Annotated in this window: 15 protein-coding genes; 7 read left to right on the top strand and 8 right to left on the bottom strand. The window is 73.1% G+C overall.

Features of this window, described 5'->3' with window-relative positions; genetic code table 11:
• Nucleotides 1–127: 127 nt before the first annotated feature.
• Entirely contained in the window at nucleotides 128–2,593 is a 2,466-nt protein-coding gene (locus tag ABTY56_RS16900) for an FtsX-like permease family protein (RefSeq protein WP_350629568.1), read from the top strand.
• A gap of 169 nt (nucleotides 2,594–2,762) precedes the next feature.
• On the opposite strand, the gene ABTY56_RS16895 is transcribed toward ABTY56_RS16900, so the two are convergent.
• Both ABTY56_RS16895 and ABTY56_RS16890 read right to left on the bottom strand, forming a co-directional pair.
• Nucleotides 2,763–3,641 carry a carbon-nitrogen hydrolase family protein gene (locus ABTY56_RS16895; protein WP_350629567.1) on the bottom strand — a complete coding sequence of 293 codons (879 nt, stop codon included), beginning with the start codon at nucleotides 3,639–3,641 and terminating at the stop codon, nucleotides 2,763–2,765.
• Nucleotides 3,642–3,683: 42 nt separating this feature from the next.
• Complete coding sequence (locus ABTY56_RS16890) at nucleotides 3,684–4,643, bottom strand: phosphatase PAP2 family protein (protein ID WP_350629566.1); 960 nt, start codon at nucleotides 4,641–4,643, stop codon at nucleotides 3,684–3,686.
• A 422-nt stretch (nucleotides 4,644–5,065) separates the two neighbouring features.
• Between ABTY56_RS16890 and ABTY56_RS16885 the strand changes: the two genes are divergently transcribed.
• The gene (locus tag ABTY56_RS16885) at nucleotides 5,066–6,037 is read left to right on the top strand and encodes a sigma-70 family RNA polymerase sigma factor (RefSeq protein WP_350629565.1); all 972 of its coding nucleotides are present in this window, start codon (nucleotides 5,066–5,068) and stop codon (nucleotides 6,035–6,037) included.
• A gap of 204 nt (nucleotides 6,038–6,241) precedes the next feature.
• The gene (locus tag ABTY56_RS16880) at nucleotides 6,242–6,523 is read left to right on the top strand and encodes a hypothetical protein (protein ID WP_350629564.1); all 282 of its coding nucleotides are present in this window, start codon (nucleotides 6,242–6,244) and stop codon (nucleotides 6,521–6,523) included.
• Nucleotides 6,524–6,548: 25 nt separating this feature from the next.
• Here ABTY56_RS16880 and mscL read toward each other — a convergent pair whose 3' ends face one another.
• The 5 genes from mscL to ABTY56_RS16855 all read right to left on the bottom strand — a co-directional run bounded on the left by mscL (nucleotide 6,549) and on the right by ABTY56_RS16855 (nucleotide 11,229).
• A complete protein-coding gene (gene mscL, locus ABTY56_RS16875; protein ID WP_350629563.1) occupies nucleotides 6,549–6,968 on the bottom strand; it encodes a large conductance mechanosensitive channel protein MscL in 420 nt (139 codons plus the stop codon).
• A 30-nt stretch (nucleotides 6,969–6,998) separates the two neighbouring features.
• A complete protein-coding gene (locus tag ABTY56_RS16870; RefSeq protein ID WP_350629562.1) occupies nucleotides 6,999–7,271 on the bottom strand; it encodes a hypothetical protein in 273 nt (90 codons plus the stop codon).
• Between the two features lie 351 nt (nucleotides 7,272–7,622).
• Complete coding sequence (locus tag ABTY56_RS16865) at nucleotides 7,623–7,919, bottom strand: FmdB family zinc ribbon protein (protein WP_350629561.1); 297 nt, start codon at nucleotides 7,917–7,919, stop codon at nucleotides 7,623–7,625.
• Between the two features lie 138 nt (nucleotides 7,920–8,057).
• Nucleotides 8,058–9,419 carry an MFS transporter gene (locus ABTY56_RS16860; RefSeq protein WP_350629560.1) on the bottom strand — a complete coding sequence of 454 codons (1,362 nt, stop codon included), beginning with the start codon at nucleotides 9,417–9,419 and terminating at the stop codon, nucleotides 8,058–8,060.
• A gap of 325 nt (nucleotides 9,420–9,744) precedes the next feature.
• Nucleotides 9,745–11,229 (bottom strand): potassium/proton antiporter, encoded by a 1,485-nt coding sequence (locus ABTY56_RS16855; protein WP_350629559.1) that lies wholly within the window; start codon nucleotides 11,227–11,229, stop codon nucleotides 9,745–9,747.
• A gap of 240 nt (nucleotides 11,230–11,469) precedes the next feature.
• Between ABTY56_RS16855 and ABTY56_RS16850 the strand changes: the two genes are divergently transcribed.
• Nucleotides 11,470–14,187 (top strand): penicillin acylase family protein, encoded by a 2,718-nt coding sequence (locus ABTY56_RS16850; protein ID WP_350629558.1) that lies wholly within the window; start codon nucleotides 11,470–11,472, stop codon nucleotides 14,185–14,187.
• A 147-nt stretch (nucleotides 14,188–14,334) separates the two neighbouring features.
• Here ABTY56_RS16850 and ABTY56_RS16845 read toward each other — a convergent pair whose 3' ends face one another.
• Nucleotides 14,335–14,910, bottom strand: coding sequence for a 5-formyltetrahydrofolate cyclo-ligase (locus tag ABTY56_RS16845; RefSeq protein WP_350629557.1), 576 nt, complete (start codon nucleotides 14,908–14,910; stop codon nucleotides 14,335–14,337).
• A gap of 62 nt (nucleotides 14,911–14,972) precedes the next feature.
• Between ABTY56_RS16845 and ABTY56_RS16840 the strand changes: the two genes are divergently transcribed.
• The 3 genes from ABTY56_RS16840 to glp are packed head-to-tail and all read left to right on the top strand — an operon-like array spanning nucleotide 14,973 to nucleotide 18,216.
• Nucleotides 14,973–15,884, top strand: coding sequence for a GGDEF domain-containing protein (locus tag ABTY56_RS16840; RefSeq protein WP_350629556.1), 912 nt, complete (start codon nucleotides 14,973–14,975; stop codon nucleotides 15,882–15,884).
• Nucleotides 15,885–15,935: 51 nt separating this feature from the next.
• Nucleotides 15,936–16,856 carry a UTP--glucose-1-phosphate uridylyltransferase GalU gene (galU, locus tag ABTY56_RS16835; RefSeq protein ID WP_350629555.1) on the top strand — a complete coding sequence of 307 codons (921 nt, stop codon included), beginning with the start codon at nucleotides 15,936–15,938 and terminating at the stop codon, nucleotides 16,854–16,856.
• Between the two features lie 22 nt (nucleotides 16,857–16,878).
• Nucleotides 16,879–18,216 carry a molybdotransferase-like divisome protein Glp gene (gene glp / locus ABTY56_RS16830; RefSeq protein ID WP_350629554.1) on the top strand — a complete coding sequence of 446 codons (1,338 nt, stop codon included), beginning with the start codon at nucleotides 16,879–16,881 and terminating at the stop codon, nucleotides 18,214–18,216.
• The last annotated feature ends 30 nt before the right edge of the window (nucleotides 18,217–18,246 follow it).

Below are 18,246 nucleotides of genomic sequence, written 5' to 3'. Positions count from 1 at the left end.
TGGTCCGTCCACGGAGTGATCATGGAACAGACCTCGTGCTGACGGTCCGCGGCGACCCCCGACCCTACGCTCGGTGCAGCCCCTGCCGGTGCGTCCTGCCTGGTCAGGGCGGACGAGCCGGGGAACGATGACGACGTACCGATACACCGTGGCCGAGCTGCGCGGCCAACTGCGGCAACTGCTCCTGAGCGGCGCCGCGATCGCGCTGGGGGTGGCTTTCCTGATCGCCTCCGTCAGCGGCAGCGGAGCGCTGGTCGACTCCTACCGGCAGAGTGCGGCCGCCGAGGTCGGCCCCGGCGACATCCAGGTGACCAGGACGGTCACGGCCGGCGGGCTGGACGCGGCGGCCGTCGAGCGTGCCCGGCAGTCCGCCGGGGTGGCCGCGGTGGCGCCCCGGCTGACCGGCAGGGGCGCGGTGCTCGCCGCCGACGGGCGGCCGCTCGACCGCACCGCCGTGATCAGCGCCGTCGCCGAGGACCCGGCGCTGCGCTGGCAGTTGCTCAAGGACGGCCGCTGGCCGGCCGGCCCCGGCGAGGTGCTGCTGGACACCGACACCGCGCACCGGCTCGACGCCGCCCCCGGCGCCGACGTGCGCCTCGCCCGGGCCGACGGCTCCGCCGCCACCGCCCGGCTGGTGGGCACCCTGGACGGGCGGGGCGCACCGAGCTACGCCGGGCGTCCGGTCGTCGGCGTCCCGGCCGCCGCGGTCGACCGGTACGCGACCGGCGTCACCGTCACCGGACTCGACGTCAGGGTCGCCCCTGACGTCTCCCCGACCCGGGCCGTCGAAGCCCTGCGGACCACGCTCGGCATCGGCAGCGAGGTCCACACCCGCGAGGCCTCCGTCACCGAGGCGACCCGACAGAGCAGCACGGTCTACGGGATGGTGCTGATCGCCGCCCTCTCCTTCGTGCTGATCGCGCTCGCGGTGGCGCGGATGGTGGTCGGCAACACCTTCTCCGTGGTGCTGGCCCAGCGGACCCGTCAACTCGCCCTGCTGCGCTGCATCGGAGCCGACCGGCAGCAGCTGCGACGGCTGATCCGCCGCCAGGGGCTGCTGCTCGGGGCGGGCGCCTCGGCGGCGGGCGTCCTGCTGGGGGTCGGCCTCGGCGCGGCCGGGACGGCCGTGGCCGGTCGGCTCGACCTCGGACCGGTGCACCTCTCACTGATGCCGTCCCCGCTGACCTGCCTGTCGGCCGGGCTGTTCGGCGTCCTGCTCACCCTGTCGGCCGTCCGCGGCCCGGCGAAGGCCGCGGCGGCCGTACCGCCGGTCGCCGCGCTCGGCGGCGCACCCGCGCCGGTCGGCGGGGCGGCCAGGGTGCGGGCCGTGGCGTGGACCGCCGTGCTCCTGGTCGCCGGGACGGCCCTCCTGGTGGCCGGGGCGGTGGCCCCGCCGCCGCTGTCGCTGCTCGCGGTCACCGTCGGCGCGATCGCCTCGTTCTTCGGCGTGCTCCGGCTCGCCGACCGGGTGCTGCCCGCGGTCGTCGGCCTGCTCGGCCCGCCCGCCCGGCGGCTCGGCGGCACGGCCGGGCGGCTCGCCACCCAGCAGCTGCGGCTCAACCCGGGTCGCACCGGCGCGACCGGCTCGGCGCTGCTGCTCGGCGTGACCGTGCTGGTCGCCGCGGTCACCGCGCTGGAGATCACCTCGAACTCCCTGGTCCCGGTGGTGTCCGCACGTCAGCCCGGGGTCTTCTCGGCGGCCGCCACCGGCGGCGCCCTGCCCCCCGGGGCGCTCACCGCGCTCGCTGCCGAACGCGGACTGGCCGCCGCCCCGGTCCGCTCCGCCACCGTCGACCTCGACGGCCGGCCCACGCTGGTCGCGGCCGTCGACCCCGCCCTGCTCAACCCCTCGGCGGACGGCGTGGGGCAGGCCCGGACCCTCGCCGACGGCGCCGCACTGAGCGCACTCGGCGAGAGCGGCCCGCGCCGGGCCGCCGGTGTCGAACTGCGGCTCCAACCCGGCCGCAGCAGCCTGCCGTTCACCCTGCAGACGGGTGCCACCCTGCTGGTCACACCCGCGACCCTGGACCGCCTCGCCCCCGGCGCACCCGTCACCACGGTCTGGCTCACCCCGGCCGCTGGCGAGGACCGCCAGAGCACCCGTCGCACCCTGGACCGCGCCCTCGCCGACCACCCGCAGGTGATCGTCACCGACACCGCCGCGCAGGCCGACACCCTGCGGTCGATGCTGGACCGGCTGACGACCGTCAGCATGGCCCTGCTGTCCTTCTCCGTCGCCATCGCCGGCCTCGGCGTCGCGGCCACCCTGATGCTCAGCGTCAACGAGCGCTCCCGCGAGATCGGCATGCTGCGCGCCATCGGGATGTCCCGCCGCCGACTGCGCCGGATGCTCACCCTGGAGGCGGTCCTGCTCTCCCTGGCCGGGGCCCTGGTCGGCACCGCCCTCGGCATCACCTACGGCTGGGCCGCCGCCCGCTCCGTCACCTCGACCATCGGTACGGTGGGCGGCCCGCCCGTCCTGCTGGTGCTGGCCGCGCTGGCGCTGACCGTGCTGACCGGCCTCGCCGCCTCGGTCCTCCCCGCCCGCCGCGTCGGCCGGATGACGGCGGTGGCCGCGATGCGGGAGGCCTGATCGGCGCGGGCCAGGACGAGGTCCGTCCCCGGACGCCGTCCGCCCCTGCCACCCGACCGACCGGGACGGGTGGCACGGGCGGCGCCGGGCCGGGGGCGGGTGCGGGTGCCGTCGGACCGACCGACCCCGGTGTGCGCCGAGCCGGGCGTCAGCCGGGCCGCTCGCCGGGTCAGGCCAGGGTGATGCGGGTCCGCGGTGCGGCCGGATGTGCGGCGGAGAGGGCGAGGTCGGCGAGCAGGGTCTCGTTCTCGCGGGTGGTGCGCAGGACGGTGGGGTCGAGGTCGACGACGACGACCTCGCGCCGGTCCTCGCTCGCCTCGGCGATCAGGCGGCCGTCGGGGCCCCAGACCGCGCTGCCGCCGCAGGTGTGCCAGGGGCCGGTGCGGCCGATGTGATTGGCCAGCACCGTGTAGAGCGTGTTGTCGAGCGCGCGGGCGGGGAACCAGACGCGGGACTCGTGGTGGCCGTGGCCCATGCTGAACAGCGCGCCGACCAGGTAGGCGTGGCAGCCGTCGAGTGCGGCGGCACGGGCGTGCTCGGGGAAGCCGGAGTCGTAGCAGATGCCGAGGCCGAGCCGCCAGCCGTCCAGCTCCAGGGTGCAGCCGGCCGTCCCGGGGCGGTACAGGTCGCGTTCGGCCTTGAACAGGTACTGCTTGTCGTAGCGGGTGACGAAGCCGCCGTCCGCGCCGAGGACGAGCGCGGAGATCCGCAGGTCGGCACCGTCCTGCACGGCGGCGCCGACGACGGCGACGGTCCCCGTCTCGCGGCACGCGTCGGCGATCGGCGCGAGGCGCGGATCGCCGTTCTGGACGGTGTACTTGAGCGGGTCGGTGCGGATCAGGTCGGGCTCGTACCCGGAGAGGAACTTCTCGGTGAACAGCACCAGGCGGGCCCCGGCGTCGGCGGCCTCGCGGATCAGTGCGGCGGCTTGCTCGGCGTTGGCGGATATGTCGCCGGCCACGGCCTGGGTCTGGACGGTGGCGATCCGCAGTGGCCGCTCGGGGTGTCCGGCGGGGAACGCGGGGGCGGGAGCAGGGGTGGTGGACATGGCGGTCACGCTAGCCGACGGGTGCCCGCAGATGACGCGGCCTCAACTGACGGTCTCGTCCGGGCGGTCGGCCGCGTCCCTCGGGGTGGCACCGTCCGGACCGTGCTCGCCCGGCGCGCCGTCGGCCGGCGGACCTTCGCGCAGCGCGCCGTCACCCAGCAGGCCGTCACCCAGCGGGCCCCGGTCCGGCGAGCCCTCGGCCGGCGGGGCGTCGTCCGGGTGGCCCTCGTCCATCGGGTCGGCGGTCCGGACCGGCCGGACGGACGGCACGATGACCCGCTGAACCCTCGGCCTGGTACGCCAGTTGACCCGCCGTACGTCGCGGGCCAGCGCGCCGGGCCGCCAGAGCTCGATCACGGTGGTCACGGCACCCAACACGATCCCGGCGGCCAGCCAACCGCCCAGCACGTCGCTGGGCCAGTGCACGCCGAGCGCGATCCGGGTCCAGCCGATGGTCAGCACCGTCGCCGCCGCGACCGCGGAGGCGGCGGTCCGGCCCCGGCGGCGGACCCGGTACCAGAGCAGGCTGACCAGGACGGCGCAGGTGATCGTCGAGGCCATGGCGTGGCCGGAGGGGAAGGCCGGGCCGCCGGCGTGCGAGACCGGGTCGGAGAAGCCGGGCCGCGCGCGGTCGAAGGCCAGCTTGAGTGCCCACTGGGCGCCCCAGCCGACCAGTGTCTGGGCGGCCACCCAGCCGGCCAGCACCCGCGCGCCGATCAACCACAGCCAGGCGGCGGCGATTCCGAGGAGTGTACGCATCGTGACGGTGCCGCCGATGTCCGAGAGCGTCTGCACCGAGGCGGTCCAGATCCGGTGTTCCCGGGCGTAGATGTGCAGTTCGTCGGTCCACTCCTGGTCGAAGCGTTCGAGCGGGCGCCAGTGGCCCGTCACCAGAGCCGCCAGGAGGCTGAACAGTGCGGCACAAACCAACATGACCGCGGCGTCCCGCAGGAGACTGCGGTTACGCGCAGTGGCGGAGGTCGTGCTGTTGGTCAGGTGCATGGCTGACACCTTCCCAGTGTCCTGTGCCGATCGGGAGCTGGAGCGATAGCGATTCGGCATCGTTTGTGCGGAGGTCCTGCGTGCGCCGGGGCGCGGGCGCGGGCGTGTAGCGGGGGTGCGCGGGAACGCCCGCGGCCGTTCGCGGGTTCAACCAATAGGCGACCGGCGCGTGAGAGTCGAGTGAAGAAATCGCTCCGTGAACGGTCGCGCGAATGCACGGGACGTGCCCGAGTGGTCACCGAGCGTCCAAAGTCGGGGTGAAAACCGGCAGGATACTGCATCAGCGGGAAGAATCGGAGTGACTTGGGAATGTTGTCCGGAATCTGTTCGTTGGATCGTTACGTGTGAGCCCCGTGGGGCCCGCACTTCTTGCCCTCCGGGCAGGCAGGCAGACCTCGGCAACACCAGCAAAGGGAGCAAGCATGGCCACCCGTGCCGTCGTTCGCGACAGGGCCGACCGGACTCGCGCGGCCCGCCCGACCAACCTTGAGGCCGACCGTGACCTGGTCGGCATGTACCTCGACGAGATCGCCAGGACGCCCCTGCTCGATGCCGCCGAGGAGGTCGAGCTCTCGCTGCGGATCGAGGCCGGGGTGTACGCCCAGCATCTGCTCGACGAGGACGAACTCCCCGACGGCGTCACGCGCGAGGAGCTGGAGACGATAGCCGCCGACGCCGAGCGCGCCAAGGACGTCTTCATCCGCTCCAACCTCCGGCTCGTGGTCGCGGTCGCCCGCAGGTACCCGCGCAGCGGCCTCCCCCTGCTGGACCTCATCCAGGAGGGCAACGCGGGCCTGGTGCGCGCCGTCGAGAAGTTCGACTACGCCAAGGGCTTCAAGTTCTCCACGTACGCGACGTGGTGGATCCGGCAGGCGATCACCCGGTCCATCGCCGACCAGTCCCGCACCATCCGGCTGCCCGTGCACCTGGTGGAGGAGCTGGGGCGGATCCGGCGGGTGCAGCGCGAGAAGTCCAAGGAGCTGGGGCGCGAGGCCGAGCCGGCCGAGATCGCGGCCGAGTTGGACACCACCGAGGCCCGGATCAAGGACGTGCTGGACTGGGCGCGTGACCCGGTCAGCCTGAACATGTCGGTGGACGACGAGGGCGAGACCCAGTTCGGCGACCTCGTCGAGGACACCGGGGCGACGTCCCCCGAGGACGCCGTGATGGTGATGCTCCGCCGTGAGGAACTGGACGATCTGATCGGGCGGTTGGACGATCGCACGGCCTCGATCATCCGCTCCCGCTACGGGATGGAGGACGGCCGCGAGCGCACCCTCACCGAGGTGGGCAAGCAGCACGGCCTCACCCGTGAGCGGATCCGGCAGATCGAGAAGCACGCGCTGGCCGAGCTGAAGAAGATCGCGGACCACGCAGGCTTCGAAGCCGCCTGACCAGCCCTGGTGCCCAGCCCGGATGACCAGCCCTTCCGTGCCCGCGTGACCAGCCCTTCCGACGGCCCGCCTGACGGATCTGCCCGCCCGCTCGGGCCCCGGTACGGAGCGCTCCGTACCGGGGCCCGAGTCGTGCCTCGGGGCTCTTAGGCTGGAGGGACAGGACAGGGCGGGCAGGACGAGGCGAACGACGGAGTGGACAGGGTGAGCGAGCAGGGACAGGAACGACCGGCGGAGCAGGGCGCGGGCGAGGACCAGGACCAGGACCAGGACCAGAGCCAGGACCGGGGCCAGGACCCGACCGGGGACCGCGAGCCGCAAGAGAAGCCCGCGGCCAAGGCCCGGCTGGTCTTCCGGGACCCGCTGGACCAGCAGTCCCGGGACGACACCGACACCGGTTGGGGCGAGCGTTCCGGGGCGGGGGAGAGCGGTGGGCGGGGGCTGGACTGGTACCTGAGCCAGCGCCCGCCGCACCACGGGGGCTGAGGGACGGACGGGTACGGTCTGCGCGTCAGCGCATGGGTGCGACCAGCGCGTCGCGGATCTCGGTCAGTAGCTGGACCTCCTTGGCTTCGGCCTCCGCCGCGGCCTCGGCGGGGGTCTGGCGGCGGGCCGCCATCCTGTTCATGGGCACGATCAGGACGAAGTAGACGACGGCCGCGGTGATCAGGAACTGCAGGGCGGCGCTGAGCACCGATCCCCACAGGATCTGGACCCCGGACGTGACCTCGCCGGTCGGGCCCACCACGCAGGGTCCCTTGAGGCAGGAACTGTAGGAACCCAGGTCCTTCGTTCCGAACACGCCGATGATCGGGTTGATCACGCCCTTGACGAAGGCGTTGATGATGTTGGTGAAAGCCGCGCCGATGACCACGGCGACGGCGAGTTCGACGACATTTCCGCGCAGCAGGAATTCCTTGAAGCCCTTCATGCCGCCTCGAACGACGAAGTCGTTGCCGGGTTACGGGTGATCTTCCGCAGCCCCGGATTGACAACCCGTCCGGCCCATCGCGCCCCCGCCGGGTGGCGGCAGACCGGCCCGCGCGGGCCCGAGCGCGAGCGCGGCGGCCACCGCGAGCAGCACCAGCGCGGGCACCCCGGCCCGCCGCCGGACCGCGCTGCGCAGGCGGTGCCACCCACCGCACCCGCGCCGGATCGGCGGGAAGCTCGGCACCTCCTGCCGGGGCGGAACGGCGGGGGCGGGCAGCGGGACGGAGAAGCTCATGGTCGTCATCGACGCACCTCCGGAAGGCCTGGCAGCCGACCCCGGGTGGACCGGCTGACGACCCACACGATGCGCGCTCGGGCCGGACCCGGAAAGCCGTTTCCCCAGCCTGTGGACAAACCCGCCCCTGTGGACGACTTCGTACACCCGCACAGGTTGATCCGCCCTGCCGGAGTTGACGAAACCGGCCCGGAGGAAGCGGCCCGGAGGAACCGGCCCGGCGAAACCGGGCCTGAAGAACCGGGGCCTGAAGAACCGGTCCGGAGGAATGCGGAAAGGCCCGCCGCCCCCGCGTGGAAGCGGGATCGACGGGCCTTTCCGAGGACTGCTGTGCGCCCGACTGCTTTCCGGGCGCCCTGGTCAGCTCGCGGCCGGAGCCGGGCTGGACGGGGCCGAGGAGCCCGTGCCCGACGCGGGGGCCGCGGAGGTCGTGGTCGACGACGTCGACGACGACCCGGAACCGACCGAGCTGCTGGAGGAGGAGCGGCTGTCGGTCCGGTAGAAGCCGGACCCCTTGAACACGACACCCACGGCCGAGAAGACCTTGCGAAGCCGTCCCTGGCAGTCGGGGCACGTGGTCAGTGCCTCGTCGGTGAACTTCTGCACCGCCTCCAGGCCGTTGCCGCACTCGGTGCACTGGTACTGGTACGTGGGCACTTGTCTTCCTCCTGGCACTCTCGCCTGATGAGTGCTAACGATGGTCAATGATGCGGCATTCCGCGGGATCAGTCCAGCGACTCCGGTGTGAGATCGGCCCCGCCCCGGCCCGGGATCGGCCGCGAACCACCGCCTCGCTCAGCCCTTGGCCGCGCCCACCAGCTGTGCAGCGCCGGCGGGCTCCACGGAGCCCGGCGCGGAGCCGGCGACGATCCGGTTCGAAGTCCGCGGTGCCACCAGCAGGTGCCGCTGCGAGAACAGCGCGAGCAGCCCCAGGCCGGCGCCGATCAGCGGCACCAGGAACCCGGTGGACGGCCCGTGCCCGTCGATCAGGCTGCCCGCCACCATCGAGCCGACCGCGAGCCCCAGCCCGATGGCACCGGTCAGCCAGGTGAAGGCCTCCGTCTTGGCGCCGTCCGCGACCAGCGTCTCGACCAGGGTGTAGCCGCTGATCAGGGTCGGCGCGATGGCCAGGCCGCAGACCAGCCCGGCGACGGTGAGCGCGACCAGGTTCGGCATCGCCCACAGCGTGGAGCAGCCCAGGACCAGCAGCGCGTAGCTGATCAGCATCCGCTTGTGGACGGGCCGTCGCCAGGCGATCACGCCGTAGAGCACGCCGGCCAGCATCGAGCCGCCCGCGAAGATCCCGTACACGGTGCCGCCCGCGTCGTGCTGCCCGACCGAGTCGGCGAAGGCGTTCACCGAGACCTGCATGCCGCCGAACACCGCGCCGACGCCGAGGATGGACCCGGCGAGCAGCCGGACGCCGGGGGAGGCGATCGCCGAGACACGCTCGGCGCCGGGCTGCGGCACGATCCGGGCGGGGGCGGTGCGCCGCTGGGCGGCGAAGGCCAGGCCGCCGACGACGGTCAGCGCGGCCTCGGCGACCAGGGCGGTCGCCGGGCTCGCCATGGCGGCGATGCCGGAGGCCAGGATCGGGCCGATCACGAAGGTGAACTCGTCGGTCACCGACTCGAAGGCGAACGCGGTGCTCACCTTGGCCGCCGAGGTGTCGGACGGGCCGTCGGCGGTGAAGCGGGCGACCCAGCGGGCCCGGATCATCGCACCGATCTGCGGGACGCTCGCACCGGCCGGCACGGCGGCCAGGAAAAGGCTCCAGGCCGGCGCGTGGCCGAGCGCCAGCGCGATCAGCACGCCGACCGAGGCCCCGTGCACCAGGACGGTCGGGACGAGCACCGCGGCCTGGCCGTACCGGTCGGCCAGCCGCCCGGTCTGCGGCCCGATCAGGGCCTGGGCGACGGCGGCGACGGCGGTGACCGTACCGGCGGTGCCGTACGAGCCGTGGGTCTTGGTGACGAGCAGCAGGATGCCCATGCTGAGCATCGCGTACGGCAGTCGCGCGACGAGGGCCGGGGCCAGGAAGGTCCAGGCTCCGGGGGTGCGCAGCAGCTCTCCGTACCCGACGCGGGCGGGGGCCTGGGCTGCGGTGGTGTCCGCGGTGCTGTCCGCGGCGGTGTCGACCGTTCGGCGGGCCGTCACGGTCGTCCTTCCTGCTGCCTGGTAGCGCGGCAGGGCATGGTGTGGCCCCGACGGCGCCGAGAGTCGTCCTCTCGCGCGTCGACCGGGGTAGATACCGGGTCGGCCCGGTGGGGTTGCCGGGGGGCGGACCGCGGCCGCCGAGCGGTCGCGCCAACTCTGCGTCAGGCAGATGCTGGGGGTGGTCTAGCGGTGGTTATACGGCGTGGTCGAACCAGCATACAGTTACGCGCGTAGATCCCGCCAGCCCACCCCGTCCCGAGCGCCCCGGACGCCCCGGACGCCCCGAGCCTCCCGAGCCCCCGGGACGCCCCGGAGGGCCCCCGGCTCACCGCCCGTGGAGCCACCCCGCGAGCTTGCCGCCCTTGTCGACGGCCCGCAGCCGCCGCTCCGCGGCCTCGCCGACCTCGTCCGTGGTGACCACCAGCAGTTCGTCCCCGCCGCGCAGCACCGTCGCCTTGTCCGGCACGAAGGAGTTGCCCTCGCGCACGACCAGGGTGACCGCCGCGCCCTTGGGCAGTCTCAGTTCGCTGACCTCCACGCCGGACATCCGGGAGGCGGGGGAGAGGGTGACCGACAGCAGGTGCCCGTGCAGCTTCTCCAGCGGGGCGGACTCGATGTCGAGGTCCTGGCCCATCGCGCCCTCGCCGATCTTCAGCTGCTTGGCCACCCACGGCAGGGTCGGCCCCTGGAGCAGGGTGAAGACGACGACCAGGATGAAGACGATGTTGAACACGTCCTCGGCCTTGTGCGCGCCCGACACCACCGGGATGGTGGCCAGCACGATGGGCACCGCCCCGCGCAGCCCGGCCCAGCTCAGCAGTGCCTGCTCGCGGGCCGGCACCTTGAAGGGGGTCAGCGAGACCACCACGGACAGCGGTCGGGCCAGGAAGACCAGCACGCCACCGATGACCAGCGCGGGTACCACCGCGGAGCCCATGGTCGCGGGCGTGCAGAGCAGGCCGAGCAGCACGAACATGCCGATCTGCCCGATCCATGCCAGTCCGTCGGCGAAGCCGCGGACGGCCGGCCCGTGCGGGAGCTTGGAGTTCCCGAGGATCACCGCGCAGATGTAGACCGCGAGGAAGCCGGAGCCGTGCAGCAGCGCGCCGCCCGCGTAGGCGAGCACGGTGAGCGCCATCACGGCGATCGGGTAGAGGCCCGAGGAGGGCAGTGCGACGTGCTTGATGCCGAAGGCGCCGAGTCTGCCGACGGCGAAGCCGATCGCCGCGCCGATCGCGAGCTCGGCGATGATCGTGCCGATCAGCACGTACCAGGGGTCGAGCTCCCCGGTGGTGGCGAAGGCCACGACCAGGATGACCACGGGCGCGTCGTTGAAGCCGGACTCGGCCTCCAGCAGGCCGGTGAGCCGGTGCGGCAGCGGGACCATGCGCAGCACCGAGAAGACGGCCGCCGCGTCGGTCGAGGAGACTATGGCGCCGAGCAGCAGCGAGGTCCGCCAGTCCAGGCCGACCAGCCAGTGCGCGCCGGCCGCGGTGGCGAACACGCTGATCCCGACGCCGACGGTGGCGAGCACGGTGGCCGCCGGCATCACCGGCTTGATCTCGCGCCAGCTGGTCTTGAGGCCGCCCTCGGCGAGGATCACCACGAGTGCGGCGTAGCCGATCACCTGGGTGAGTTCGGCGTTGTTGAAGGTGAAGCCGATCCCGTTCTGGCCCAGTGCCACGCCGATCCCCAGATAGATCAGCAGGCTGGGCAGCCCTGATCGGGTGGAGATCCGGACGGCGACCACCGCGAAGAGCAGGATCACGGAGGCTTCGAGAAGGAGCTGGTTCAGATGGGAGACGTTCACGCAGGGGCACCTCGGGCAGGCATGGGCGGGCGGGGTGTCTGGCAGTGCGGTGAGGTCGACCCGTTAAGAAGGCGTCAATGCTCCCCTTGCGGATCGTTACTCAGTCTAACATTTTGCCATACCTTTAGCTTGGTCCCCCGTTCACGGTGCCCGGCCGACTCGGCCTAATGTGGTGCCCTGTCACGGCCGCTGGCCCTGGACACGCCCGCCCGCCCCGAAGTCAGGACCGCAAGGACCCAGATGCCCCGCTCGAAGAAGTTCCGGCGCGCCCGTCTGTTCGTGATCGTGCTGGTCGTGCTGCTGGTGGCCGGCGTCGGCTACGGCGGCTACCGCGGGGTCTCCGCGGTCCGCGCGTCCTTCCCCGAGGTGGACGGCAGCGTCAAGGTCGCGGGCCTGACCGCGCCGGTCGACGTGAAGCGGGATGCCAACGGCATCCCGCAGCTGTACGCCGACACCCCCGAGGACCTGTTCCGCGCCCAGGGCTACGTCCAGGCGCAGGACCGCTTCTGGGAGATGGACGTCCGACGTCACATCACCGCAGGCCGGCTCTCCGAGATGTTCGGTGACGGCCAGGTCGACACCGACTCCTTCATCCGCACCATGGGCTGGCGCCAGGTGGCGCAGAAGGAGTTCGACACCAAGCTGTCGCCGGAGACCAAGAAGTACCTGCAGGCCTACGCGGACGGCGTGAACGCCTGGCTCTCCGAGCACCCCGGCGGTGCGAAGGCCTCGCTGGAGTACACCCTGCTCGGCGTCGTCAACAGCGGCTACGAGCCCGAGCAGTGGACCCCGGTCGACTCGGTGGCCTGGCTCAAGGCGATGGCCTGGAACCTCTCCGGGAACCTCCAGGAGGAGGTCGACCGCTCGCTGCTGGCCCAGGACTTCGCTCCGGACAAGATCGCCGAGCTGTACCCGGACTACCCGTACGCCCGCAACGGCACCATCGTGAAGACCGGCACCGTGGCCGGCGACAACTACCGCCCCGCCGACGGTTCCGCCCAGCCGGGCACCGGCAACGGCACCGCCACCGCCCAGGGCGAGGCCACCACCAAGGCGATGCTGCAGAGCCTCACCGACCGGATCGACGGGATGCCGCAGCTGCTCGGCCGCCCCGGCCAGGGCATCGGCTCCAACTCCTGGGTGGTCGCCGGCTCCCACACCACCACCGGCAAGCCGCTGCTGGCCAACGACCCGCACCTCGGCCCCGGCCTGCCCTCGGTCTGGTACCAGATGGGCCTGCACTGCCGGACGGCCTCCCCGGCCTGCCAGTTCGACGTCTCCGGCTTCACCTTCGCGGGCATGCCCGGCGTGATAATCGGCCACAACAAGGACATCGCCTGGGGCTTCACCAACCTCGGCGCCGACGTGACCGACCTCTTCCTGGAGAAGGTCACCGGCCCGGACACCTACCAGGTCGACGGCAAGGACGTGAAGTTCGACCTCCGCAAGGAGACCATCAAGGTCGCCGGCGGCGAGGACCGCACCATCACCGTCCGCACCACCCAGACCGGCGCCCCGCTGATCTCCGACCAGAGCAACGAGCAGCAGAACGTCGGCAAGTACGCCCCCAACGGCACCTCCGCGCCCGACCGCGGCACCGGCGGCTACGGCGTCGCCCTGCAGTGGACCGCGCTCGCCCCCGGCAAGACCATGGACGCCGTCTTCGAGCTGGACAAGGCGAAGAACTGGGACGACTTCCGCGCCGCCGCCAAGGACTTCACCGTCCCCGCGCAGAACCTGATCTACGCCGACGCCAAGAACATCGGCTACCAGGCCCCGGGCACCATCCCGGTCCGCGGCAAGGGCGACGGCACCTACCCCGCGCTGGGCTGGGACTCCGCGTACCAGTGGAAGGACCCGATCCCGTTCAACGCGATGCCGTGGAGCCTCAACCCCTCCTCCGGCTACATCGTCACCGCCAACCAGGCCGTGGTGGACCCGAGCTACAAGTACAGCCTCACCAAGGACTGGGAGTACGGCACCCGCGCCAAGGAGATCACCGACAACATCGAGGGCCTGCTCAAGAACAACGGCAAGATCTCGCCGGACGACATGCAGACCCTGCAGCTGGACAACACCAACGTGATGGCCAAGACGCTGGTCCCGCTGCTGCTCAAGCAGCAGATCGACGACCCGTACGTGCGCGAGGCCCAGGACCTGCTGAAGGACTGGAACTACCACCAGGACGCCGACTCGGCCGCCGCCGCCTACTACAACGGCGTCTGGCGCCAGCTGCTCACCCTCGCCTTCGGCCAGAAGTTCCCGGCCGACCTCCGGGCCAAGGACAACTGCCTGCTGGTCCGCCAGCAGGACGACCCCACCAAGCCGGACAGCACCACCAGGATCGTCACCGAGTGCGGCACCCGTGACCCGGCCAAGGCCCAGCCGGACGGCGGCGACCGCTGGACCGAGGTGGTGCGCCAGCAGCTGGAGAAGCCCGACAGCTCGTGGTGGACGTACATCGACTCCCAGCACGACGTCCAGAAGGGCCTGGACAACCTGCTCAAGGAAGCGATGAAGAACGCCCGCCAGGAGCTGACCTCGCTGCTCAGCAAGGACGTCTCCACCTGGAGCTGGGGCCGGCTGCACAAGCTGGAGCTGAAGGAGCAGACCCTCGGCACCGACGACTCCTCGATCGCCTCCGGCGTGCTCCACAAGCTGCTCAACCGCGGCCCCTACCGGCTCTCCGGCGGCTCGGCGGCGGTCGACGCGGCCGGCTGGAACGCGGCGGCCGGCTACCAGGTGGACTGGATCCCGTCGATGCGGATGGTGATCGACCTGAACGACCTCGACGCCTCACGCTGGATCAACGTCGGCGGCGCCTCCGGTCACGCCTTCCACGAGAACTACAACGACCAGACCGATCTCTGGCTCAAGGGCAAGCTGCTCACCTGGGCCTCCAGCCCGGACGCGGTCGAGAAGGCCACCAAGCACAAGCTGGTGCTCACCACCGGCTGACGCCCGGACGGACACCCGGCGGCCCCGCTCCCACCACGGAGCGGGGCCGCCGCCGTTTCCCGGGGCCACAGCCCTTTCCCGGGCCCACAGCCGCTCCCGGGCCCGCAGCCGTTCCTGCGAGCGCAAGCCGTGCCGCCGGGCCCGCCGTCAGCCCAGCCGCCGCACCCCCGACGGCGTGACCGCCAGGTCCACCGGCCGGTCGTGCGGCTCGGCGGGCACCCGCTCCAGCAGCTCGTGCTCGTACAGCAGCACCGCCAGCACCGGCCGCACGCCCGCCCGGCCCAGCCGGGCCAGCACCCGGTCGTAGCTGCCGCCGCCCCGGCCCAGCCGCAGCCCGTCGAGGTCCACCGCCAGGCCCGGCAGCAGCACCACCGAGGCCTCCGTGACCGCCTCCGGCCCGAGCCGCGGACCGACCGGCTCCAGCAGCCCGCGCCCGGCCGGGGCCAGCTCCCCGGGCCCCGCGTACTCGGCCCAGTCCAGGTCGTTGTCCGCCAGCAGCACGGGAAGCAGCACCCGCACCCCGCGCGCCCGCAGCTCGTCCAGCAGCGGCCTGGTGCCGGGCTCGGCGCCCACCGAGACGTACGCGGCCACCGTGGCACCCGGCCCGGCCAGCTCCCCGGCGTGCCCGGCCAGCGCGGCCGCCGTCGCGGTCCGCTCCTCGTCGGACAGCCCGCGCCGCCGCGTCAACAGCCGTGTCCTCAGGTCGCTCTTCTCGTTGTGCACCGGATCCTCCACGTCTCCAGACCGTCGACGCGCAGAGCCTGCCACGCGAAAGGGCGCCCCGATTGTCCACCCCGCTGCTGGTCCAGGCCCTGGCCGCGCTCAGCGCCCCCGCGCTGGCCGGCGCCACCGCCCTCGGACTGCGGGTGCGGCGGGTCCGGGCCGGGGCCGCGGCCGGGACGGAGCGGCTGAGGGAGCGGATCGCCGAGCTGGAGGCCCGCTGCGCCGAACTGGAGCGCACCGCCTCCTGCGACCCGCTCACCGGCGTGTGGAACTACCGCCACCTGCAGCTCACCCTGGACCGGGAGATCGAACGGGCCCGGCGCGCCGAGCACACCGACCCGGGCGACGGCCCCCGCCCGCTCGCCGTGCTGATGCTGGCGATCACCGGCTTCGACGCGGTCGTCGCCGAGCACGGACGCGGCCGGGCCGGCACGATACTGCGCGACCTCGCCCAGCGCCTCGCGATGGAGATCCGCCGGGCCGACACCCTCGGCCGGTACAGCGGCGAGGAGTTCCTGGTGGTGCTGCCCGACACCGGGGCCGAGGGCGCCGTGCAGGTCGCCGAGCGGCTGGTCTGGTCGGTCCGCCGCCACCTGCTGCTCGACTGGTCCTCCGGGACGCGCGAGTCCCGCCCGGTGCACGGCAACGGGCTCACGGCCGCCGCGGGCATCGCCGTGATGCCCGAGGACGGGGCCCACGCCGCCGTCCTGCTGCGCGCGGCCGACACGGCGCTGGCCGAGGCCCGGGCGGCCGGCGGCGACTGCTGGCGGATCTCGCCGCGCCACGGCGACGGGCCCGCCGCCGGGCTTCCCCGGCCGGTCGATTCCGGCACGGAGCCCGGTCCGACTGCCGAACGTGACCGTTCGGGAAAGCCGGGTAGTCTGTCGGCCTGTGCCGGAGGGGACCCCCTCGCCCAGCCGGTCCCATCCCATACGCCAGCCACTGTGGCCGTGCCCCGCGACGTGCTGTCCTAGCCGTCCGACCGCGCTCGGCCGGGCGAAAACGTGCCTGAGTAAGGTAAACGCATGACGACGACCAACTCCCGAGTTCCGGTAACCAAGGCCGTGGTACCCGCGGCCGGACTGGGCACCCGCTTCCTCCCGGCGACCAAGGCCACCCCGAAGGAGATGCTTCCGGTCGTCGACAAGCCGGCCATCCAGTACGTCGTCGAGGAGGCCTCCGCCGCAGGCCTGTCCGACATACTGATGGTCACCGGCCGCAACAAGCGCGCGCTGGAGGACCACTTCGACCGTGCCTACGAGCTGGAGGAGCTCCTGGCGCGCAAGGGCGACCAGCAGCGCCTGGCCCGGGTCCGGGAGTCCGTCGAGCTGGCCAACATGCACTACGTCCGCCAGGGGGACCCGAAGGGCCTCGGCCACGCCGTCTCGGTCGCCGAGCAGCACGTCGCCGGCCAGCCCTTCGCCGTCCTGCTCGGCGACGACCTGATCGACCCGCGTGACCCGCTGCTCTCCCGGATGATCGAGGTGCAGCAGGAGCTCGGCGGCTCGGTCGTCGCCCTCATGGAGGTCGAGCCCTCCCAGATCCACCTCTACGGCTGCGCCGCCGTCAAGGCCAACGGCTTCGGCGAGGACGTCTTCCAGGTGACCGACCTGGTCGAGAAGCCCGAGCCGGGCGAGGCCCCCTCGAACTACGCCGTCATCGGCCGCTACGTCCTCGACCCGCTGGTCTTCGACGTGCTGCGCGAGACCCCGCCCGGCCGCGGCGGCGAGATCCAGCTCACCGACGCCCTGCGCGAGCTCACCACCCGTGAGCCGGCGGACGGCGGCCAGGTGCACGGCGTGCTCTTCAAGGGCCGCCGCTACGACACCGGCGACCGCGCCGACTACCTGCGCGCTATCGTCCGTCTGGCCGCCGAGCGCGAGGACCTGGGCCCGGAGTTCCGCTCCTGGCTGCGGGAGTTCGTCGGCTCCGAGATGCAGGACTGACACGACAGAGAGCGAGCCGCCGATGACCGGGTCCACCGAGCACAGCACCACGCCCGCAGCCTGCTGCGACGCCGGAGCGGACCCGGCACCGGCGGCCCCCCGCCTCTGGACGGTGGACGAGCACCTCGCCGACGTGCTCTCCGCCGTCGGCCCGCTGCCCGCGATCGAGCTCCGGCTGCTCGACGCCCGGGGCTGCCGGCTCGACGAGGACGTGGTCGCCGACGGCGACCTCCCGCCCTTCGACAACAGCTCGATGGACGGCTACGCGGTCCGCACCGCCGACACCGAGGGCGCGACCGACACCTACCCCTCGGTGCTCTCGGTGGTCGGCGACATCGCCGCCGGCGCGGACGAGCTGCCCAGGGTCGGCCCCGGCCAGGCCGCCCGGATCATGACCGGCGCCCCCGTGCCGCCCGGCGCCCGCGCCGTCGCCCCGGTCGAGTGGACCGACGGCGGTACCGGCACCGGAGTGGCCGCCGCCGCGATGACCGCACCGGTCCCGGACGAGGAGGTCCGCGTCCTGCGCGCGGTCGCCGAGGGCGCGCACATCCGCCGCCGCGGCAGCGACGTCGCCGCGGGCTCGAAGGTCCTGGAGGCCGGCACCCGGCTCGGCCCCACCCAGCTCGGCCTGCTCGCCGCGATCGGCCGGGCCACCGTGAAGGTCCGCCCGCGCCCGCGGGTCGTGGTGCTGTCCACCGGCAGCGAGCTGGTCCAGCCCGGCGAGCCGGTCGGCCCCGGGCAGATCGCCGACTCCAACAGCTTCACCCTCACCGCCGCCGCCCAGGAGGCCGGCGCCATCGCCTACCGGGTCGGCGCCGTCCCGGACGACGCCGACCGGCTGCGCACCGTCCTGGAGGACCAGCTCGGCCGGGCCGACCTGATCGTCACCAGCGGCGGGGTCAGCGTCGGCGCGTACGACGTGGTCAAGGAGGTCTTCGAGTCCTACGGCGGTGTCGAGTTCCGGAAGCTGCGGATGCAGCCCGGCAAGCCGCAGGGCTTCGGCCGGATCGGCGACGCGGCCGGGGTGCCGCTGCTCGCCCTGCCCGGCAACCCGGTGAGCGCCTACATCTCCTTCGAGCTGTTCGTCCGCCCGGTCATCCGCACCATGCTCGGTGCCGCCGACGTGCACCGCCCGGTGGTCCGCGCGCTCTGCCCGACCGCGCTGCGCTCCCCGGCCGGCCGACGGCAGTTCCTGCGCGGCCGCTACTCGGCGGCGGACGGCACGGTCGAGCCGGTCGGCGGCGCCGAGTCGCACCTGGTCGGCGCGCTGGCCCGGGCCGACTGCCTGATCACCGTCCCCGAGGACGTCACCGACCTGCCCGCCGGCAGCGCGGTCGACGTGGTGCTGCTGGACTCCTGAGCGCCCGGGGAGTCACGGAGTTGTACGGTA

Source organism: Kitasatospora sp. NPDC097691 (assembly GCF_040302665.1).
GTDB lineage: Bacteria > Actinomycetota > Actinomycetes > Streptomycetales > Streptomycetaceae > Kitasatospora.
This window is presented reverse-complemented; position numbering and strand designations above follow the sequence as displayed.